The organism is Dellaglioa sp. CoH-55-MRSF-9 (genome assembly GCF_056782155.1).
Genome location: NZ_JBXAYG010000002.1, coordinates 1 through 15,892 on the forward strand (window position 1 = coordinate 1; position 15,892 = coordinate 15,892).

General features: G+C 31.1%; 15 protein-coding genes and 1 tRNA gene. 12 read left to right on the forward strand and 4 right to left on the reverse strand.

Features of this window, described 5'->3' with window-relative positions:
• Positions 1-571 precede the first annotated feature (571 nt).
• Entirely contained in the window at positions 572-850 is a 279-nt protein-coding gene (locus AC1RPV_RS01825) for a hypothetical protein (RefSeq protein WP_481761399.1), read from the reverse strand.
• An 85-nt stretch (positions 851-935) separates the two neighbouring features.
• Here AC1RPV_RS01825 and AC1RPV_RS01830 point away from each other — a divergent pair, with 85 nt between their 5' ends.
• From AC1RPV_RS01830 to AC1RPV_RS01860, 7 genes are all read left to right on the forward strand, one after another.
• Positions 936-1,613: a response regulator transcription factor gene (locus tag AC1RPV_RS01830; RefSeq protein ID WP_409022427.1), complete on the forward strand. Its 678-nt coding sequence runs from the start codon at positions 936-938 to the stop codon at positions 1,611-1,613.
• A gap of 130 nt (positions 1,614-1,743) precedes the next feature.
• Positions 1,744-2,889 (forward strand): sensor histidine kinase, encoded by a 1,146-nt coding sequence (locus AC1RPV_RS01835; protein WP_481761398.1) that lies wholly within the window; start codon positions 1,744-1,746, stop codon positions 2,887-2,889.
• A 19-nt stretch (positions 2,890-2,908) separates the two neighbouring features.
• Positions 2,909-3,856 carry a ribonuclease Z gene (gene rnz / locus AC1RPV_RS01840; RefSeq protein ID WP_481761397.1) on the forward strand — a complete coding sequence of 316 codons (948 nt, stop codon included), beginning with the start codon at positions 2,909-2,911 and terminating at the stop codon, positions 3,854-3,856.
• A complete protein-coding gene (locus tag AC1RPV_RS01845; protein ID WP_409022789.1) occupies positions 3,852-4,661 on the forward strand; it encodes an SDR family NAD(P)-dependent oxidoreductase in 810 nt (269 codons plus the stop codon). Before rnz ends, AC1RPV_RS01845 begins: the two co-directional genes overlap by 5 nt.
• Positions 4,662-4,672: 11 nt before the next feature.
• A complete protein-coding gene (locus AC1RPV_RS01850) occupies positions 4,673-5,038 on the forward strand; it encodes a lipopolysaccharide assembly protein LapA domain-containing protein (protein WP_481761396.1) in 366 nt (121 codons plus the stop codon).
• A gap of 17 nt (positions 5,039-5,055) precedes the next feature.
• Positions 5,056-7,386 (forward strand): single-stranded-DNA-specific exonuclease RecJ, encoded by a 2,331-nt coding sequence (recJ, locus tag AC1RPV_RS01855; protein WP_481761395.1) that lies wholly within the window; start codon positions 5,056-5,058, stop codon positions 7,384-7,386.
• A 14-nt stretch (positions 7,387-7,400) separates the two neighbouring features.
• Positions 7,401-7,919, forward strand: a complete 519-nt coding sequence (locus tag AC1RPV_RS01860; RefSeq protein ID WP_481761394.1) for an adenine phosphoribosyltransferase — start codon at positions 7,401-7,403, stop codon at positions 7,917-7,919.
• 398 nt (positions 7,920-8,317) lie between these two features.
• Here the strand turns inward: AC1RPV_RS01860 and AC1RPV_RS01865 are convergent.
• Together AC1RPV_RS01865 and AC1RPV_RS01870 are read right to left on the reverse strand one after the other, a co-directional pair.
• Positions 8,318-8,404 (reverse strand) — tRNA-Ser (locus tag AC1RPV_RS01865).
• A gap of 51 nt (positions 8,405-8,455) precedes the next feature.
• Positions 8,456-9,319 carry a hypothetical protein gene (locus AC1RPV_RS01870; RefSeq protein ID WP_481761393.1) on the reverse strand — a complete coding sequence of 288 codons (864 nt, stop codon included), beginning with the start codon at positions 9,317-9,319 and terminating at the stop codon, positions 8,456-8,458.
• Between the two features lie 354 nt (positions 9,320-9,673).
• Here AC1RPV_RS01870 and AC1RPV_RS01875 point away from each other — a divergent pair, with 354 nt between their 5' ends.
• Complete coding sequence (locus tag AC1RPV_RS01875) at positions 9,674-10,825, forward strand: hydroxymethylglutaryl-CoA synthase (RefSeq protein WP_481761392.1); 1,152 nt, start codon at positions 9,674-9,676, stop codon at positions 10,823-10,825.
• Positions 10,826-10,878: 53 nt separating this feature from the next.
• On the opposite strand, the gene lexA is transcribed toward AC1RPV_RS01875, so the two are convergent.
• Positions 10,879-11,499, reverse strand: coding sequence for a transcriptional repressor LexA (gene lexA / locus AC1RPV_RS01880; RefSeq protein ID WP_409022434.1), 621 nt, complete (start codon positions 11,497-11,499; stop codon positions 10,879-10,881).
• Between the two features lie 147 nt (positions 11,500-11,646).
• On the opposite strand from lexA, the gene AC1RPV_RS01885 reads away from it, so the two are divergent.
• The 4 genes from AC1RPV_RS01885 (at position 11,647) to AC1RPV_RS01900 (ending at position 15,826) form a co-directional block, all read left to right on the forward strand.
• Positions 11,647-11,889, forward strand: a complete 243-nt coding sequence (locus AC1RPV_RS01885) for a DUF896 domain-containing protein (RefSeq protein WP_409022435.1) — start codon at positions 11,647-11,649, stop codon at positions 11,887-11,889.
• A 95-nt stretch (positions 11,890-11,984) separates the two neighbouring features.
• The gene (locus AC1RPV_RS01890) at positions 11,985-12,221 is read left to right on the forward strand and encodes a YneF family protein (protein WP_112249992.1); all 237 of its coding nucleotides are present in this window, start codon (positions 11,985-11,987) and stop codon (positions 12,219-12,221) included.
• A 67-nt stretch (positions 12,222-12,288) separates the two neighbouring features.
• A complete protein-coding gene (locus AC1RPV_RS01895; RefSeq protein WP_481761391.1) occupies positions 12,289-14,046 on the forward strand; it encodes an ABC transporter ATP-binding protein in 1,758 nt (585 codons plus the stop codon).
• Complete coding sequence (locus AC1RPV_RS01900) at positions 14,039-15,826, forward strand: ABC transporter ATP-binding protein (RefSeq protein WP_481761390.1); 1,788 nt, start codon at positions 14,039-14,041, stop codon at positions 15,824-15,826. The genes AC1RPV_RS01895 and AC1RPV_RS01900 overlap by 8 nt, the downstream gene beginning before the upstream one ends.
• Positions 15,827-15,892: the final 66 nt, after the last annotated feature.

The window sequence follows — 15,892 nt, forward strand, 5'->3', positions numbered from 1 at the left end:
AATACTGGGATAAAGCCATTTAGAAACATATTAAATTTTATATTATTTCATCCGTCAACTTGACAGGGCCTAGTACAGGTCATGGTGGCCTCTTTTTTTGTTTTCAGAATAAAAAACTGGTGTTGATGAATTTTATTTCACCAACACCAGAAAGTGTACACCCTTAAAATAGCTATGTTCTATAATGTTTTTTAAATTTGTTTCAACAAACTAATATTGTCCTTTTTTGAATAAGATAGGACAATTGATGACTTAATCCAGTAGTTGTATGAATAATGTATTGTGTTAAAAATTAGCGTTTAATTTATCTATTACTTTTTAGGACGATGTACAGGGTATACAGTGAAATTAATAGGGCAACGATACTTACTGTTGTAGATAGAATATTCATTTGTTTTACCTCCATTTTTTAGATATACTATAAAGACAGGATAATTATGTAGAATAACTTTATCTATTAACAAATGTCACTAATGCTAACTGTATAACAGCAGTTAGCATTTTTTATTAATACTCCATGCGATATATATAATAGCATCAGAGTAGAATGAAGACAGATCTATTTTAAGTTTTAAGCTAAAAATAGTTTATTATGATCTATTTTATAACCTAAAATTAAATGTAAATTTTTATCAATAGTTTGGATAAACAGCTTATTATGACGTGATTTCAACTCAGATACGTGAAGTAAATCTTGAAGTAACAAGGGTTTATCAGAGGGAGTAACAATTAAAATAAAATATTCTGATGTACTAATTACCTTAGAAATAGGGTAAAATAGATTATTAGTAGTGTAATATAAATTAAAATTTTTATTTAAATCAATAGTGGCTAATTCTAAATCGATCATTCGCATAATATTTAACCATCCTTTAGTAGAAGATATAATTATTATGCATTTTTTTTAATGAAAATGAAAGGAATGAGGAAAAAAAATGCCAAGAGGATTAATTATTGAAGATGATACAATTATTTCTGATAATATTGTTGAAGCAACAGCAAAAATTATGACGTTAGAGCAAGCGTTCGATGGCGAGGAAGGCTTTTTTAAAGCTTCACAAAATATATATGATATTATTATTTTAGATTTAATGCTTCCTACAATATCGGGATTTGATGTATTAAAAAAAATTCGAGAAAAGAAAATTGACACGGCAGTGCTAATCTTATCAGCAAAAGATAGTGTTGACGATAAAATTACCGGATTTAATTTAGGGGCGGATGATTATTTAGCTAAGCCATTCAATTTAAACGAATTACAAATGAGAATAAAGGCTCTTCTGAAAAGAACAATGAAATTTGAAATAGATAGTGAATTAAAATATCAAGATATGATTTTATCTGATAACAGAACAATTATTTCTGGCAGCCAATCTATCAATTTACAGGGTAAAGAGTATGAATTTTTAACATACTTACTGGAAAATAAGAATACTATTTTAACGAAAGAACAAATATTTGACCGTGTTTGGGGATTTACGTCCGATACTAGCATTACGGTTGTAGAAGTTTATATGAGTAATCTGAGAAAAAAATTAAAAAAGATTGGTCATGAAAAAATGATTCGAACAATTAGAAACGTTGGTTATCTGGTTGAACCTGATGAAAAATAAGGCAAATAGAGATACGCGTATAAAATTATTTTTTATGTATCTTTTAAGCTTCAGTATTATTTTTGTAACACTTGGTTTAATTGTATATAGTTCATTTAATGACACCTTAACAGTTAATGTAGATATATCAATGAAAAAACAAATTAGACGAATAAAAGATTCTAATTATGTCTCCATAAATAGAATCGATGATAGTCCACTTTTGAAGCAAGCACCTGACTTTAAAGTCTATCAAATCTTATGGTCACAAAATGGAGAAATAATTAATAAAGATGCAATGGGTACCAGATACCCCGTTTTTAATAAGATACCATTTAAAAAATCTGATTTAAACAAATTTAAAACAATTAAACAAAAAAACGGACCTACGTTTAGGTCATACTTAATGGAAATTCCAGACTCAGCTGTTAAAAAATGGCATAAAGCACGATATATTCAAATTATTGAAAATATTGAGATTAATCAAAACTCATTGATTAGTTTTAGGAATATTTTACTTGTATCTCTGCTTATTTTTGGAATGTTGTCGATTGCCTTAAGTGTTATTTTATCATCTATTAGTATTAAACCAACGATTAGTGCATGGAATAAGCAAAGAGAATTTATCGATAATGCAGCCCATGAGCTTAGAACACCATTGACGATAGTACAAAATAAATTAGAGTATTTGTTAACAAAACCTAATGCAAATATTATCGATGAAAGCGAGTCAATTGCAACTTCATTAAGTGAGATTAGACGATTAAATAATCTAACAAAAGATCTATTATTGTTAGCTAATTCAGATTCTAATGCTAATGTGTTTAACTTTAAGAAAGTCCTTGCTAAGGAATACTTTGAGAATATTATTCATCCTTATGCAGATATTGCGCTTAGTCAAAATAAACAATTTTATTTTCAAATAAATATTGCAAGTAAGTACATTCAATTAGACGAAGACCGTATACATCAATTAATTGTCATTTTACTTGATAATGCATTGAAATACACAGTAGCGGGTAATGAAATTTCGTTTATCGTTATTGAGTCGGCTAAGCAACTAGTGATACAAGTCATTAATGATGGAGAAAATATTAGTGATACACATAAAAAAATAATCTTCCAACGCTTTTATAGAGAAGAAAAATCAAGAAATCGTAAAACAGGTGGTAATGGGTTAGGCTTGTCAATTGCGAAATGGATCGTTGAAGAGCATAAAGGTAAAATTGAAGTTAGAAATAAGATACCGAAGGGTGTCGTTTTTGAAGTTACATTACCAATGAAATCAAATGAATAAGTAAGGATAGGTTAATAATATGGAATTAGAATTTTTAGGTACAGGAGCAGGAGCACCTGCAAAAAATAGAAATGTAACCAGTATTGCACTAAAACTACTAGATGAACGTAATAGTGTTTGGTTGTTTGATGTAGGTGAAGCAACACAACATCAAATTTTACAAACGACAATAAAACCTCGGAAAATCGAAAAAATATTCATTACACATTTACACGGAGATCATATTTTTGGGTTGCCAGGTCTTTTGAGTAGCCGATCATTTCAAGGAGGTAATGGACCTTTAACTATTTTTGGTCCTAAAGGAATTCAAAATTTTGTGAAGACCAGTTTACAAGTTTCTGAAACGAAGTTGTCATATACAATTAAATTTGTAGAACTTGATAAACCTGGATTAATATTTGAAGATAGCACTTTTAAAGTATATTTTGATTACTTAGATCATCGTATTATAAGCGTGGGTTATCGAATTGTGGAACATGATTATGCAGGCGAATTACAAATAGATAAACTTAAAGAATTAAATATTCCGTCTGGTCCAATTTATGGAGAATTAAAAGCCGGTAAAATAGTTCAATTAGAAGACGGCACAAAATTAAATGGAAATGATTTTTTGGGAGAAACTAAAAAAGGGCGTATTGTCACAATTTTGGGCGATACAAGAAAAACAAAAAATAGTTATACATTAGCTGAAAATGCAAATGTTCTGGTTCATGAGAGTACATTTGAAAAAGCTGAATCAAAAATGGCAAGGAATTATTATCATACAACTAGTGCTCAGGCTGCAGAAATCGCTAAAAAATCAAACGTGAAAATGTTATTATTGACACATATTTCCGCAAGATATGTTGGTAAAATGGCCATTACTTTACAGAGTGAGGCAAGAAGTATCTTTAAAAATACAACGGTTGTTAGAGATTTTGATGTAATTAATGTGCCGTTTTCTCAAAAGGAAAAAGTAAATGATTAGTCAATATAAAGAGTTAAAAGATTTACGTAATAGAATCGTTCTAATTAGTGGTGGTTCAAGTGGTTTAGGTAAGGAACTGGCATATGAGGTTGCTAGAAAAGGTGCAATTGTTGTTATTTGCGCTAGACAAATGGATAAACTTACAGAGGTTAAAGATGCTTGTCAGCGTCTATCTGGTCGATTGGCTTATGCGATTGAATGTGATGTTTCTGATCCAATTCAAATTGAAAAAATGGTTAAAAAAATTGAATCTTCAATTGGACCGATTGAAGTACTTATAAATAATGCAGGGTTTGGTTTGATGGAGAATGTGTTATCTTTTGATATGGATGTTGCTGAAAAAATGTTTAGAGTAAACGTCTTGGGGCTAATGTACATGACTCAAAATGTTGCGCTAAATATGGCAGATAGAAAATATGGCGTTATTATTAATATTGCATCTATTGCTGGGAAAATTGCAACACCGAAATCAGCAATTTATTCAGCAACGAAATATGGTGTCCTTGGTTATTCTAATGCGTTGAGATTAGAATTAAAACCACTAGGGATTAAAGTTATGACAGTTAATCCTGGACCAATTGATACTAATTTCTTCAAAATAGCTGATAAAGAGGGCAACTATTTAAAAAATATTGGATCAATGATGCTAAATCCTGCGCATGTTGCAAAGATTATATCAAGAAACATAAGTACAAATAAACGCGAAATTAATTTACCATATTATATGGAAATGGCATATTTGGGATATACAATTTTCCCTAAAATGGGAGATTTACTTGCGGGTACAGTATTTAACAAAAAATAGTGGGGGAAAATATGAAAAAACAATGGCGAACAATCATAGCGTTATTACTTATTATCGTAATAGCAATTTTTTCAATTTTAAATGTAAAGGAAGTTTCAATTAATTTTTGGTTTGCAGAAATTAAAATGCCAATGATTCTTATTTTATTATTTTCAATTTTAGCAGGAGCACTACTGATAGGTCTGTTAACAACAAGTGCAACTTTAAAATTAAAAAAAGAAAATAAAGAATTAAATCAACAATTGGATGACTATAAAAATAATTTTGATGAATCATTGAAAAATTCAATTGATAAAATAAAAACTCAGAATAGAAAAGAAGTTCAATTACTACAAAATGAAATTAAAACGTTAAAATCAGAAAATATAAATCGTTAGTAAAGTAGAGGTTTAACATGATTGAATCAAAGTATAGTTGGAAGTTTTTAGATTTAAGTAATGACAAAATACCTAATGAAATATTTGAAAATATTCAATTAGATCATTCATTGATATCTTTACTATGGAGCCGCGGACTTACATCTGAAAAAGCTATTACTGATTTTTTAAATGTAGGAGCAGAAAACATTCACGATCCAATGCTTATGCATGATATGAGTAAAGGAATTGAACGAATTCAACAAGCAATAGTTAAAAATCAAAAAATAACGGTTTATGGTGATTATGATGCTGATGGGTTAACGAGTACCTCAATCATGTTTGAGACACTTAGTGATATGGGCGCAGATGTGGAAACTTATATACCTAACCGATTTATAGATGGTTACGGACCTAATGTAGATGCTTATAAAAGAATAATAGACAATGGTACTAATTTGATTATTACTGTTGATAATGGTGTATCAGGGAATGAAGCAATAGAATTTGCTCAATCTCAAGGTATAGATGTTATCGTAACCGATCATCATGAATTACCAGATGTTTTACCAAAGGCTTATGCAATAATTCATCCTCGACATCCTGAAGGAAAATATCCGTTTGGAGAACTTTCAGGTGCTGGTGTGGCATTTAAAGTTGCGAGTGCATTAACAGGTGATATTTCAGAAGAATTACTAGATTTAGTGGTAATCGGTACAGTAGCAGATTTGGTATCACTGACAGATGAAAATCGTTCACTTGTAAGTTTCGGTCTGAAGGTTTTACAACAAACGTTCCGGCCAGGATTGATTGCATTAATGGAAGTTGCGAATGTAAAACAGGAAACAGTAGATGAAAAAGATATTGGTTTTGGTATTGCGCCGCGTTTAAATGCAATTGGGCGATTAGGTGATGCAAATATTGGTGTTGAACTGTTAACTAGTCTAGACGATGAACGAGCACAGGAAATAGCAAACTTTGTTCAATCTGAAAATGTACGCCGTCAAAAAATTGTAGCAGATATATTAGAACTAGCATTGAAACAGGCTACAGCAGAGTATAATCAGTACAAGAAAACACTGGTAATAACAGGTGAAAATTGGCACGAAGGTGTATTAGGTATCGTTGCTAGTCGTGTTGTTGAAGTAACTGGTAAACCGACAATTATTTTAAACCAAGATACAGAGAAGGGCTATTTAAAAGGATCCGGTCGAAGTATTGATACATTTCATTTGTATAACGCAATTAATGAACATAGAGAATTAACATCTCATTTTGGTGGACATCATATGGCCGTGGGATTAACATTTCCCATTCAAAACTTAGAAAGATTTAGATTAGACTTGGAAAATGAAGCAGTATCTCAAGGAATTCAATTGAACGTTAAGCCAGCCAAAGTGGTTGTAGCAAAGCTAAATGTAGATCAATTGACTTTGGATTTTTATAAGGATATTGAAAAATTAAAACCATTTGGTACAGACAATGAAAAACCGATTTTTGAAATTAAATATAAATCAATACAAAATGTTAAGGCTATTGGTAAAACAGGAACTCACTTAAAATTTGAAGTTGTTGGTGAGAAAGAAAAAATTAGTGGAATTTCATTTTCAAATGCAAAGTATGTTGATGATTTCAAGAATACTTTAGATGAGATCAAATTAATCGGTGAAATTGAAAAAAATGTATGGATGAATAAAACAAATTTACAGTTAATGGTACAGGACATTAAATTTGAAGGGCTTGTAATTATTGATGAAAGAACTGACCACGTGAATAAAAGTTTATTTCAAAATGAAGGCTTGTTTATATTCTGGAATAAAAAAAATTATGACCAAGTAAAACAATTTTCATCAGACAAACAGATATTTAAGCAGGCTGATCAACTAAAAAGTGTATCAGATTTTGATAATCAAAGAACAATTATATTTGTAGATTGCCCAAGCTCGTTGGAACAAATGTCTACAATATTACGTTTATCGGATAGTCAGAAAATAATTGCAGTATTTTTAAAGACTAACAGTGCCTATTTAGATGGTATGCCATCCAGAGAACAGTATGCAAAGTTATATAAATTTGTGATGAGTCATAAAGATGTTGATATTAATAATCAACTAATCGTCTTATCTGATTTTTTAAAAATAAAGAAAAATTTATTAATATTCATGATTAAGGTGTTTTTAGAGTTGGAATTTGTTAAAATAAAAGATGGATTAATGACTGGAAAAAGTACAACAAATAAAATGGACATTAAAAATACTTCTGAATATAAGCTAAGAAATAATCGAATATTAGCTGAAGATAAGTTAGTCTACTCTAAAGAGAATGATCTTAAAAAGTGGATACTTGAACAATTGAATACAGAAGATTAAAGGAGCGTTTATTAATGGTATTAGATTTAACAAAGTATATTGCTGCAATTCCTGATTACCCAGAAAAAGGTGTTGTTTTTCGAGATATATCACCCTTAATGGCAGACGGAGCAGCATACCGCGAAGCAACAAATAAAATTGTAGAATATGCCAAGAGTAAAAATGTTGAGATGATTGTTGGCCCTGAAGCTAGAGGGTTTATTGTTGGATGTCCAGTGGCCTATGATCTAGGTGTAGGATTTGCACCAGCTAGAAAAAAAGGTAAGTTACCTCGAGAAACCGTTGAGGCCAAGTATGCATTGGAGTACGGAGAATCTGCACTATATATGCATAAGGATGCGGTACAACCTGGACAGAGGGTTTTAGTAACAGATGATTTATTAGCAACTGGTGGTACGATTGCAGCGACGATAGAATTAGTTGAACAATTAGGTGGTATTGTTGTAGGGACTGCCTTTTTTATTGAATTAGATGATTTAAAGGGCCGTCAAAAAATAAAAGACTATGATATATTCAGTTTAATGAACTATTAAATTCATGATTACAGCTTTATGATAGCTATTGTTGTATAATTTTATAAAATGAGGCTCTAGTATTGGATTTTCGTCCAATACTAGAGCTTTTTATTTTTAAATTAAGCTACGAGCTTTTGAATATTATCTTCCTTTTACCAAGAACAGACGGTTGTTTGCGAAATATTAATTATATATACATCAGTTTGGGTCCAAGATACAGGTATAATACTGATTTTTTATAATTCAGAAAGTCACTTAAAGCTTTTTTAATGTTAGGTATATAAAAATGTGCGAAATATGTGCAAAGTCATATGATGTTTTAATGCTTTATAGTCTCTTTTTATACAAAATAAAAAACACAAATGCCTTTAAACTGGCGTTTGTGTTTTTTTATTTTGGTTTAATATGATATAAAAAGGAGAGTACAGGATTTGAACCTGCGCGCGCCATTACAGCGTTCGCCGGATTTCGAGTCCGGTGCATTACCACTCTGCCAACTCTCCAAAATAACTTTGTTTAGTATATCAACTTTTTAATATAATTGCAAAACTCATTTAATTATTATCAATGCTTATTAAGTTAGCAAGAAATATCCACGTGTAGCTTGCGCCAAATAATAAGCTTAGCAGATGAATATATAAAATTATTGTTGGATATGACTGAACATTTTGAATAGAATTTATGGGGTCTCCAAAAAAATCACTCAAGCCATAATATGAAATAGCTACTAAGTGATCAACAACATGGACACTGGGTAACTTAGAGACAAATTCGGTAACTTTTGATTCACCTCCTAAAACGCCTATTAAAGAAGTTCCAACAAGCAAACCTTCATAGAAAATATTTAATGCAAATTCAGCAATAACCTGTACAGTATGTGCAAAATTATTTTGAACAATGTATGAAAGTAATTTTAATAAATAGAATGAACTAAAGGTAATGATAATAATACCTAATATAAATGTAAAAATAACTGTTGTTTCCATTAGTGGTGTAATCAAATTCATATAATTAATTAGATAAAAAATGAATGTAGTAATAAGTAATAATAAATACGATTCAATTTGCCAGAGTTTTGTTTTTTTAGGGAATAATTTTAGGTATGAAAAAAAACTATAACAAAACAGTAATGAAGCAATGCTAAATGTTAGTAGTCTTAAAATTAAGAACCTGGGGAAAAACATTAGACCAAAAATTGTACCTATTAAAAAACTTACTGCATAAAAATAAAATTTTTGTTCTTTTTCTTGAATAACTAAAAACGACAAAAAAGGGTGTTTAAATCTATTTTGTCTTGGTATTTTTGTAGGGGTGAATATATATTTAAAAAAATTAGTCAAACCTTTATCCCAAATAGTTAACCCAATCATAGACACCCAAATAATTAAAACAATTAAATAAAATGTTTGTGCAATCATATTAATCCCCTTTTTCGTATAAATATATGGTTAAATTTTATACGTCTAACTGGACAATTACAAGAGAATACATAAAGTGATTCTATAATTAGTATTCAAGGGGAATTAAGTGCAATTAAGTGCAATTAAGTGCAATACGACCAATGAGTCTTGTAATCGTTGCCAAATTTTATCTGTTCGCCGAGTGTGATAGTTTATTGATAAAGATATTTCTAGGGTAGTAATAAAAGTATTTAGGTTTAGTATTTGAAACTGAATAATGATACCTTTTTAAACCAGTGATACCAAATCTTGCCATCAAATGAGACATCAAGTACAATAAAAACAATATAATAAATGGAAGCTGGAAGATTAATGAAAATTGGAATTGATCGAATTAATTTTTTTACATCGAATCAGTACGTTGATATGTCAGAATTAGCTAATGTCAGAAATGTAGATCCTAATAAATATTTAATTGGAATTGGCCAATCAAAAATGGCTGTTATACCGCCGACACAGGACGTGGTGACGATGGGTGCAAATGCTGCAGATCTATTAATAGATAACGAAAATAGAGACAAAATTGACTTTGTTATTTTTGCAACAGAATCCGGTATTGATAATTCAAAGTCGGCAGGAGCCTACGTTTCAGGTCTTTTAGGCTTAAAACACGTGAGATCAATCGAAATTAAGCAAGCTTGCTATGGAGCAACGGCCGCTATTCAATTGGCAAAAGGACATGTGTCGCTTAATCCAAATAGTCAGGTTTTAGTCATTGGTGCTGATATTGCTAGATATGGTCTAAATACTGCGGGTGAACCTACACAAGGTGGCGGCGCTGTCGCAATGATTATTACGAAAAACCCAAAAATACTTTTATTAGATGCAGATAGTGGATTTGTAACGGAAAATGTTATGGATTTTTGGCGCCCATTAAATCACAGCGAAGCACTTGTAGACGGTAAAACTTCTCAGAACGTATATTTAGATTTTTTTAATCAAACATGGAATGAGTATAAAAATAAAACAGGATTAACTGTTGCTGATTTTAAGGCTATTTTATATCATTTGCCATATACAAAACTTGGTGTTAAAGGTTTAAGAGAAGTCCTTAATGAAGCGACAGATAGCAAAAAAATTGAATTAGAACGAGAATTTGAGGCAGCTAAAAAGTATAATAATCAGGTTGGAAATTTATATACTGGCTCACTATATTTAAGCTTTATATCTTTACTTGAAAATAGTAATGATTTAGAGGCCGGTGATAGAATAGGGATGTATAGCTATGGTTCAGGGGCAGTTGGAGAATTCTTTTCTGGTACATTAACAGATAATTTCAAGAGTCAATTACCGAAAATTAATTTAGAAGAACGTGTTCAAGTTTCTATTGAATTATACGAGAATATGTATCAAAATCATTTAAAAAATGATGGAGCAGATATTTATTTAGATTACAGTAATGATAAATCTAAATATATTTTAATAGGCAGCAAAAATATGCAAAGGCAATATTCTATTCAATAGAAAAAGCTACTAGATTAGTCTGACTAATTTAGTAGCTTTTTCTGCTTTGTTCATTAAAAATGACGATAGAGTCCAATGACTTTGCCTAAAATAGAGACAGAATCTAAAATAATTGGTTCCATTGAATCATTTTCGGGTTGGAGACGAAAATGATTTTCTTCTTTGAAAAATCTTTTACAGGTTGCCTCATCAAATTCATTCATTGCAATAACAATTTCACCATTTTCAGCAGTTGACTGTTTTCTGACAATAACTTGATCTTCATTTAATATCCCAATATTAATCATGCTTTCTCCGCGAATTGTTAACATGAATAAATCATCTGAGGAATTAAAGTCAGGTGGGAGGGGGAAATAATCAGTTACCTGTTCAACAGCCAAAATGGGTACACCAGCAGTAACGGTCCCGACCATTGGAATTAAATTTTCATGACTATTAACGCCAATCGCATCTAATCCAAGTGGTGTAAGTTCAATTGCCCTAGGTTTGGTGGGATCTTTAGTTAGTAATCCTTTTTTTTCAAGTCGAGCAATGTGTCCATGAACAGTGGAAGTAGATGATAGAGAAACAGCTTCGCCAATTTCTCTAACAGTTGGTGGATAACCCTTCGTGTCCACTCGTTCATGAATAAAGCGCAAGACTGCAAGTTGTTTGCTGTCAGATGCTTTTGTCATTTAGTACACCTCATCATCATTATTTATTATTTTAATAGTAGCATATGAAAGTAGTTGTTGCAAACAAACGTTCGGTTAATTTGAATAATTGTTTTTTATCATATTATCAGGTATGCTTATGAGTGAAATTTTAAGGAGTGATAATAAATGATCCCAGAAGATTTAGCACCAAGAATAAATGAATTAGCTGCAAAAAGTAAAACTGATGAAGGTTTAACAAAGGCTGAAGAAGCTGAAAGAAAAGAACTTCGTGAAACGTATCTTGCATTATTTAGAGAAAGTTTTAGAAGTCGAGTTGAAATGATGCAGGTTTATGATAAAACAGGTAAAGAAGTAACACCTGACAAAGTAAAAAAAGTTCAACGTGATAAAGGTTTACGAGATAACTAAGAAAATAGTTCCCAATTTGAATAGATTTACCTTTTCTTTTATGTGAAAATTGTGTAGAATTAGTGATTGAAGTGAATTGAAAGGGGTCTTGAATTATGTCAATGGGAATGACGATTTTAATCGCCGTTATTGCGTTAGCAGTTGGACTTGTCGGAGGATTTTTCGGTGCTCGTAAGTATATGGAAACATATTTACAAAAGAACCCACCAATCAATGAAGATATGTTAAGAATGATGATGGTCCAAATGGGCCAAAAACCTTCTGAAAAGAAATTACATCAGATGATGTCATCTATGAATGCACAAGCAAAAAATAGTTCGCAAAAAAAATAATTTAATATTTTATGAACAGGCAAGGATTTCCTTTGCTTGTTTTTTTTTATAAAAAGGAGGAGTTAGAATGACTATATTTAGAAAACTTGGATGGTTTTTTAAACAAGAAAAAAAATCGTATGGAATCGCAGTATTCTTTCTGATTTTAGTGGCAATCTTCCAAATTATTCCACCTAAAATTATTGGAAATATCGTTGATAGTATGAGTGAAAATGAACTAACAGTGAGTAAGTTAGCAATTTGGATTAGTATCTTAGTTTTTGTTGCATTAGGGCAATATCTGTTTAGATATATCTGGAGAACCAATATTTGGGGTAGCGCTGCTCGCCTTGAAAAAATTTTACGTACTCGATTATTTAAACATTTTATGCAAATGGATCAATCTTTTTTTCAGCAAAATAGAACAGGCGATTTGATGGCACATGCAACGAATGATTTAACAGCTATTCAGCAGGTTGCTGGTGCAGGTATACTAACTTTTGCTGATTCAATTATCACGGGTGGGACAACTATAATTGCAATGATATTTTTAATAGATTGGCGTTTAACAATCTTAGCAATTATTCCGTTACCTTTATTGGCGGTTATGGCTAGATATTTAGGAACTAAAATACACACTGCTTTCTCTACATCTCAAGCAGCGTTTTCAACGTTGAATAATAAAACGCAAGAGAGTGTCAGCGGAATTAAAGTGATTAAGACTCTTGGACAAGAACAAGAAGATATTGAAGATTTTGAAGGAAAAGTTGAAGAAACTATCAAGATTAATAGAAAAGTTAATTTATTGGATGCATTGTTTGATCCAATAACAAGTTTAATTATTGGATTGTCATATGTTTGCACTATCATTTTAGGTGGATACTATGTGGCTAACAACGTTATTTCAATTGGACAACTGATTTCATTTATAAGTTATATTGCGTTACTTGTTTGGCCGATGTTTGCTATTGGTCGATTATTTAATGTTATTGAACGTGGAAATGCTAGTTATGATCGTGTTCAAATATTATTAAATCAAAAAAGTGGCATTGTAGATAATGAAAAGGGGTTAGATAAATTACCGGTGGGATCTTTTAAATTTGATGTCCAGCATTTTAATTATCCAGATGATGATCGGGAAAGCTTGCATAATGTTAAATTTGAAATTGGTTCTGGTCAAACTCTTGGCATTGTTGGAAAAACGGGTGCTGGCAAATCAACGATTATGAAATTGATACTTCGTGAATTTGATGCATACAACGGAATGATTTCAGTTAATAATTCAAATATTAAAGAGTATGCCTTAGATACGTATCTGAAGTCAATTGGTTACGTTCCTCAGGAAAGCTTTTTATTTTCAACAACTATTTTAAATAATATACGTTTTGCTAATATGAATTTAACAAAAGAAAAGGTTGAAATGGCTGCATTTAATGCTGATTTGGATAGTGATATCACTGAATTACCACTAAAATATGAAACAGAGGTTGGAGAACAAGGAATATCCCTCTCTGGTGGCCAAAAGCAACGTTTAGCTATCGCTCGTGCCCTTGTAATTAATCCAGAGCTATTAATTTTGGATGATGCTCTTTCGGCAGTTGATGCCAGAACGGAATCTATTATTTTAACTAGATTAAAAGAGAAACGTCAAAATAAAACAACTATTATTTCTGCAAGCCGTATGAGTAGTGTAAAAGATGCAGATGAAATTATCGTAATTGATGGTGGAACAATTATTGAGCGAGGACAGCATGATACGTTAATGACATCAAAAGGTTGGTACTATCAAATGACAACTAAACAACAACTTGAAAGCAAGTTAGAGGGAGATGAAATTAATGAGTGAAAAGCCTAAATCTAGCTGGCAAAAAGAACTGAGCGGTAAAGAACAAAGAACAGTTATTAAAAGATTGTTGCCCTATACAAAAGATTTTAAAGCCGATTTTTTAATCGCAATTTTATTTGCGGCCATATTAAGTGGAATTAATATATTACTACCTCTTCTTTTACAGTATTATATGGATAACTATCTTCAATCGAAATCAACACCACTAAATATTATGTTTTTATTTGCGGGTCTTTACTTTATCGGTGTAATTTTAAAAGCAATTACTCAATTCATTCAAATGTATTTGTACTCAATGGGTGCAGAAAAAACATTAGAAAAAATACGTGTCATTCTTTTTAAAAAAATTCACACGTTAGGGATGCGTTACTTTGATAAGACACCGGCTGGAGCTGTTGTTTCTAGGGTTACTAATGATACGATGACATTAGCAGATTTTTGGACGCTATTTATGACATTAATCGTTGGTGTATTTTCACTTATCTCTGCTTTTGTAGCAATGTATATTGCCAAGCCACAGATTGCATTGGTAACGTTGATTTTTATACCAATTTTACTAATAACAACATGGTATTACCAACGGTTTAGTTCAAAGGTTTATCGACAAATGAGAGAATATTTGAGTCGATTAAATACTAAATTAAATGAATCTATCGTTGGAATAAATGTGATTCAACAATTTCGCCAAGAAAAACGGATTGAAGGCGAATTTGAGGACACTAATGAACTTTATTTGAAAAAAAGATTTGAAATGATTCGAACTAATTCATTGTTACTTTCACCAATTATTAGTTTATTTTATGCATTGGCTGTAGTAATGACACTTGGGTTATTTGGAATTAGCAGTTTAGATCATTTTGTTGAAGCAGGAATGGTATATGCATTTCTAACATATTTACAAAATTTCTTCAATCCCATGACAAACTTAATGGATTATTTGACAACTTTCCAAGATGGAATCGTTGCAGGTAGCCGAATCATTAGTGTTCTTGATGACCAAACAATAGAACCACAACAAACACCCGTGGCAGGAGCCACAATTACTGAAGGTAAAATTGAATTCAAAAATGTTACTTTTTCTTATGATGATGAGAATGCTGTTTTAAAGAATATATCATTTACGGTACAACCTGGTGAAACACTTGCTTTCGTTGGACACACGGGTAGTGGTAAAAGTTCAACCATCAATATTTTGATGAGATTTTATGATTTTGAAGAAGGGCAAATTTTAATTGATGGTTTAGATATTAAAAAATATTCGACAGAAGAGTTACGTAAAAAAATGGGGCTTGTATTACAAGATTCATTTTTATTTTATGGTAATGTTGCTTCAAATATTAGAATGTTTAATCAAGATATTACTGATGAACAAATTGAAAAAGCTGCTAAATTTGTTCATGCTGATCAATTTATTGATAAATTACCTCGGCAGTATCAAACGAAAGTTGTTGAACGAGGGGCAACATACTCCGCTGGTGAAAAGCAATTGATTTCATTTGCGAGAACGATTGTAACTAATCCCAAAATTTTAATATTGGATGAAGCTACAGCTAATATTGATACGGAGACGGAACAACTTATACAAGATGGGTTAAAACAAATGAGACAAAATAGAACGACGCTTGTTATCGCACACAGACTGTCAACTATTGTTGACGCTAACCAAATTCTAGTGTTGGATAAGGGTCAAATTGTTGAACGAGGAACACATGAAGAATTACTAAAATTAAATGGTAAATACGCTGACATGTATAGTTTACAAAATATATCAGATGATTAAGTTTAATTTTAAATAAAAATACTGGTAGAAAATCAATATGATTTCCTACCAGTATTTTTTTTGGAA

Coding starts and splice junctions, on each gene's coding strand:
- AC1RPV_RS01825 (WP_481761399.1), bottom strand. CDS start 850: ATGATCGATTTAGAATTAGCCACTATTGATTTAAATAAAAATTTTAAT.
- AC1RPV_RS01830 (WP_409022427.1), top strand. CDS start 936: ATGCCAAGAGGATTAATTATTGAAGATGATACAATTATTTCTGATAAT.
- AC1RPV_RS01835 (WP_481761398.1), top strand. CDS start 1,744: ATGAAAAAACAAATTAGACGAATAAAAGATTCTAATTATGTCTCCATA.
- rnz (WP_481761397.1), top strand. CDS start 2,909: ATGGAATTAGAATTTTTAGGTACAGGAGCAGGAGCACCTGCAAAAAAT.
- AC1RPV_RS01850 (WP_481761396.1), top strand. CDS start 4,673: ATGAAAAAACAATGGCGAACAATCATAGCGTTATTACTTATTATCGTA.
- recJ (WP_481761395.1), top strand. CDS start 5,056: ATGATTGAATCAAAGTATAGTTGGAAGTTTTTAGATTTAAGTAATGAC.
- AC1RPV_RS01860 (WP_481761394.1), top strand. CDS start 7,401: ATGGTATTAGATTTAACAAAGTATATTGCTGCAATTCCTGATTACCCA.
- AC1RPV_RS01870 (WP_481761393.1), bottom strand. CDS start 9,319: ATGATTGCACAAACATTTTATTTAATTGTTTTAATTATTTGGGTGTCT.
- AC1RPV_RS01875 (WP_481761392.1), top strand. CDS start 9,674: ATGAAAATTGGAATTGATCGAATTAATTTTTTTACATCGAATCAGTAC.
- lexA (WP_409022434.1), bottom strand. CDS start 11,499: ATGACAAAAGCATCTGACAGCAAACAACTTGCAGTCTTGCGCTTTATT.
- AC1RPV_RS01885 (WP_409022435.1), top strand. CDS start 11,647: ATGATCCCAGAAGATTTAGCACCAAGAATAAATGAATTAGCTGCAAAA.
- AC1RPV_RS01890 (WP_112249992.1), top strand. CDS start 11,985: ATGTCAATGGGAATGACGATTTTAATCGCCGTTATTGCGTTAGCAGTT.
- AC1RPV_RS01895 (WP_481761391.1), top strand. CDS start 12,289: ATGACTATATTTAGAAAACTTGGATGGTTTTTTAAACAAGAAAAAAAA.
- AC1RPV_RS01900 (WP_481761390.1), top strand. CDS start 14,039: ATGAGTGAAAAGCCTAAATCTAGCTGGCAAAAAGAACTGAGCGGTAAA.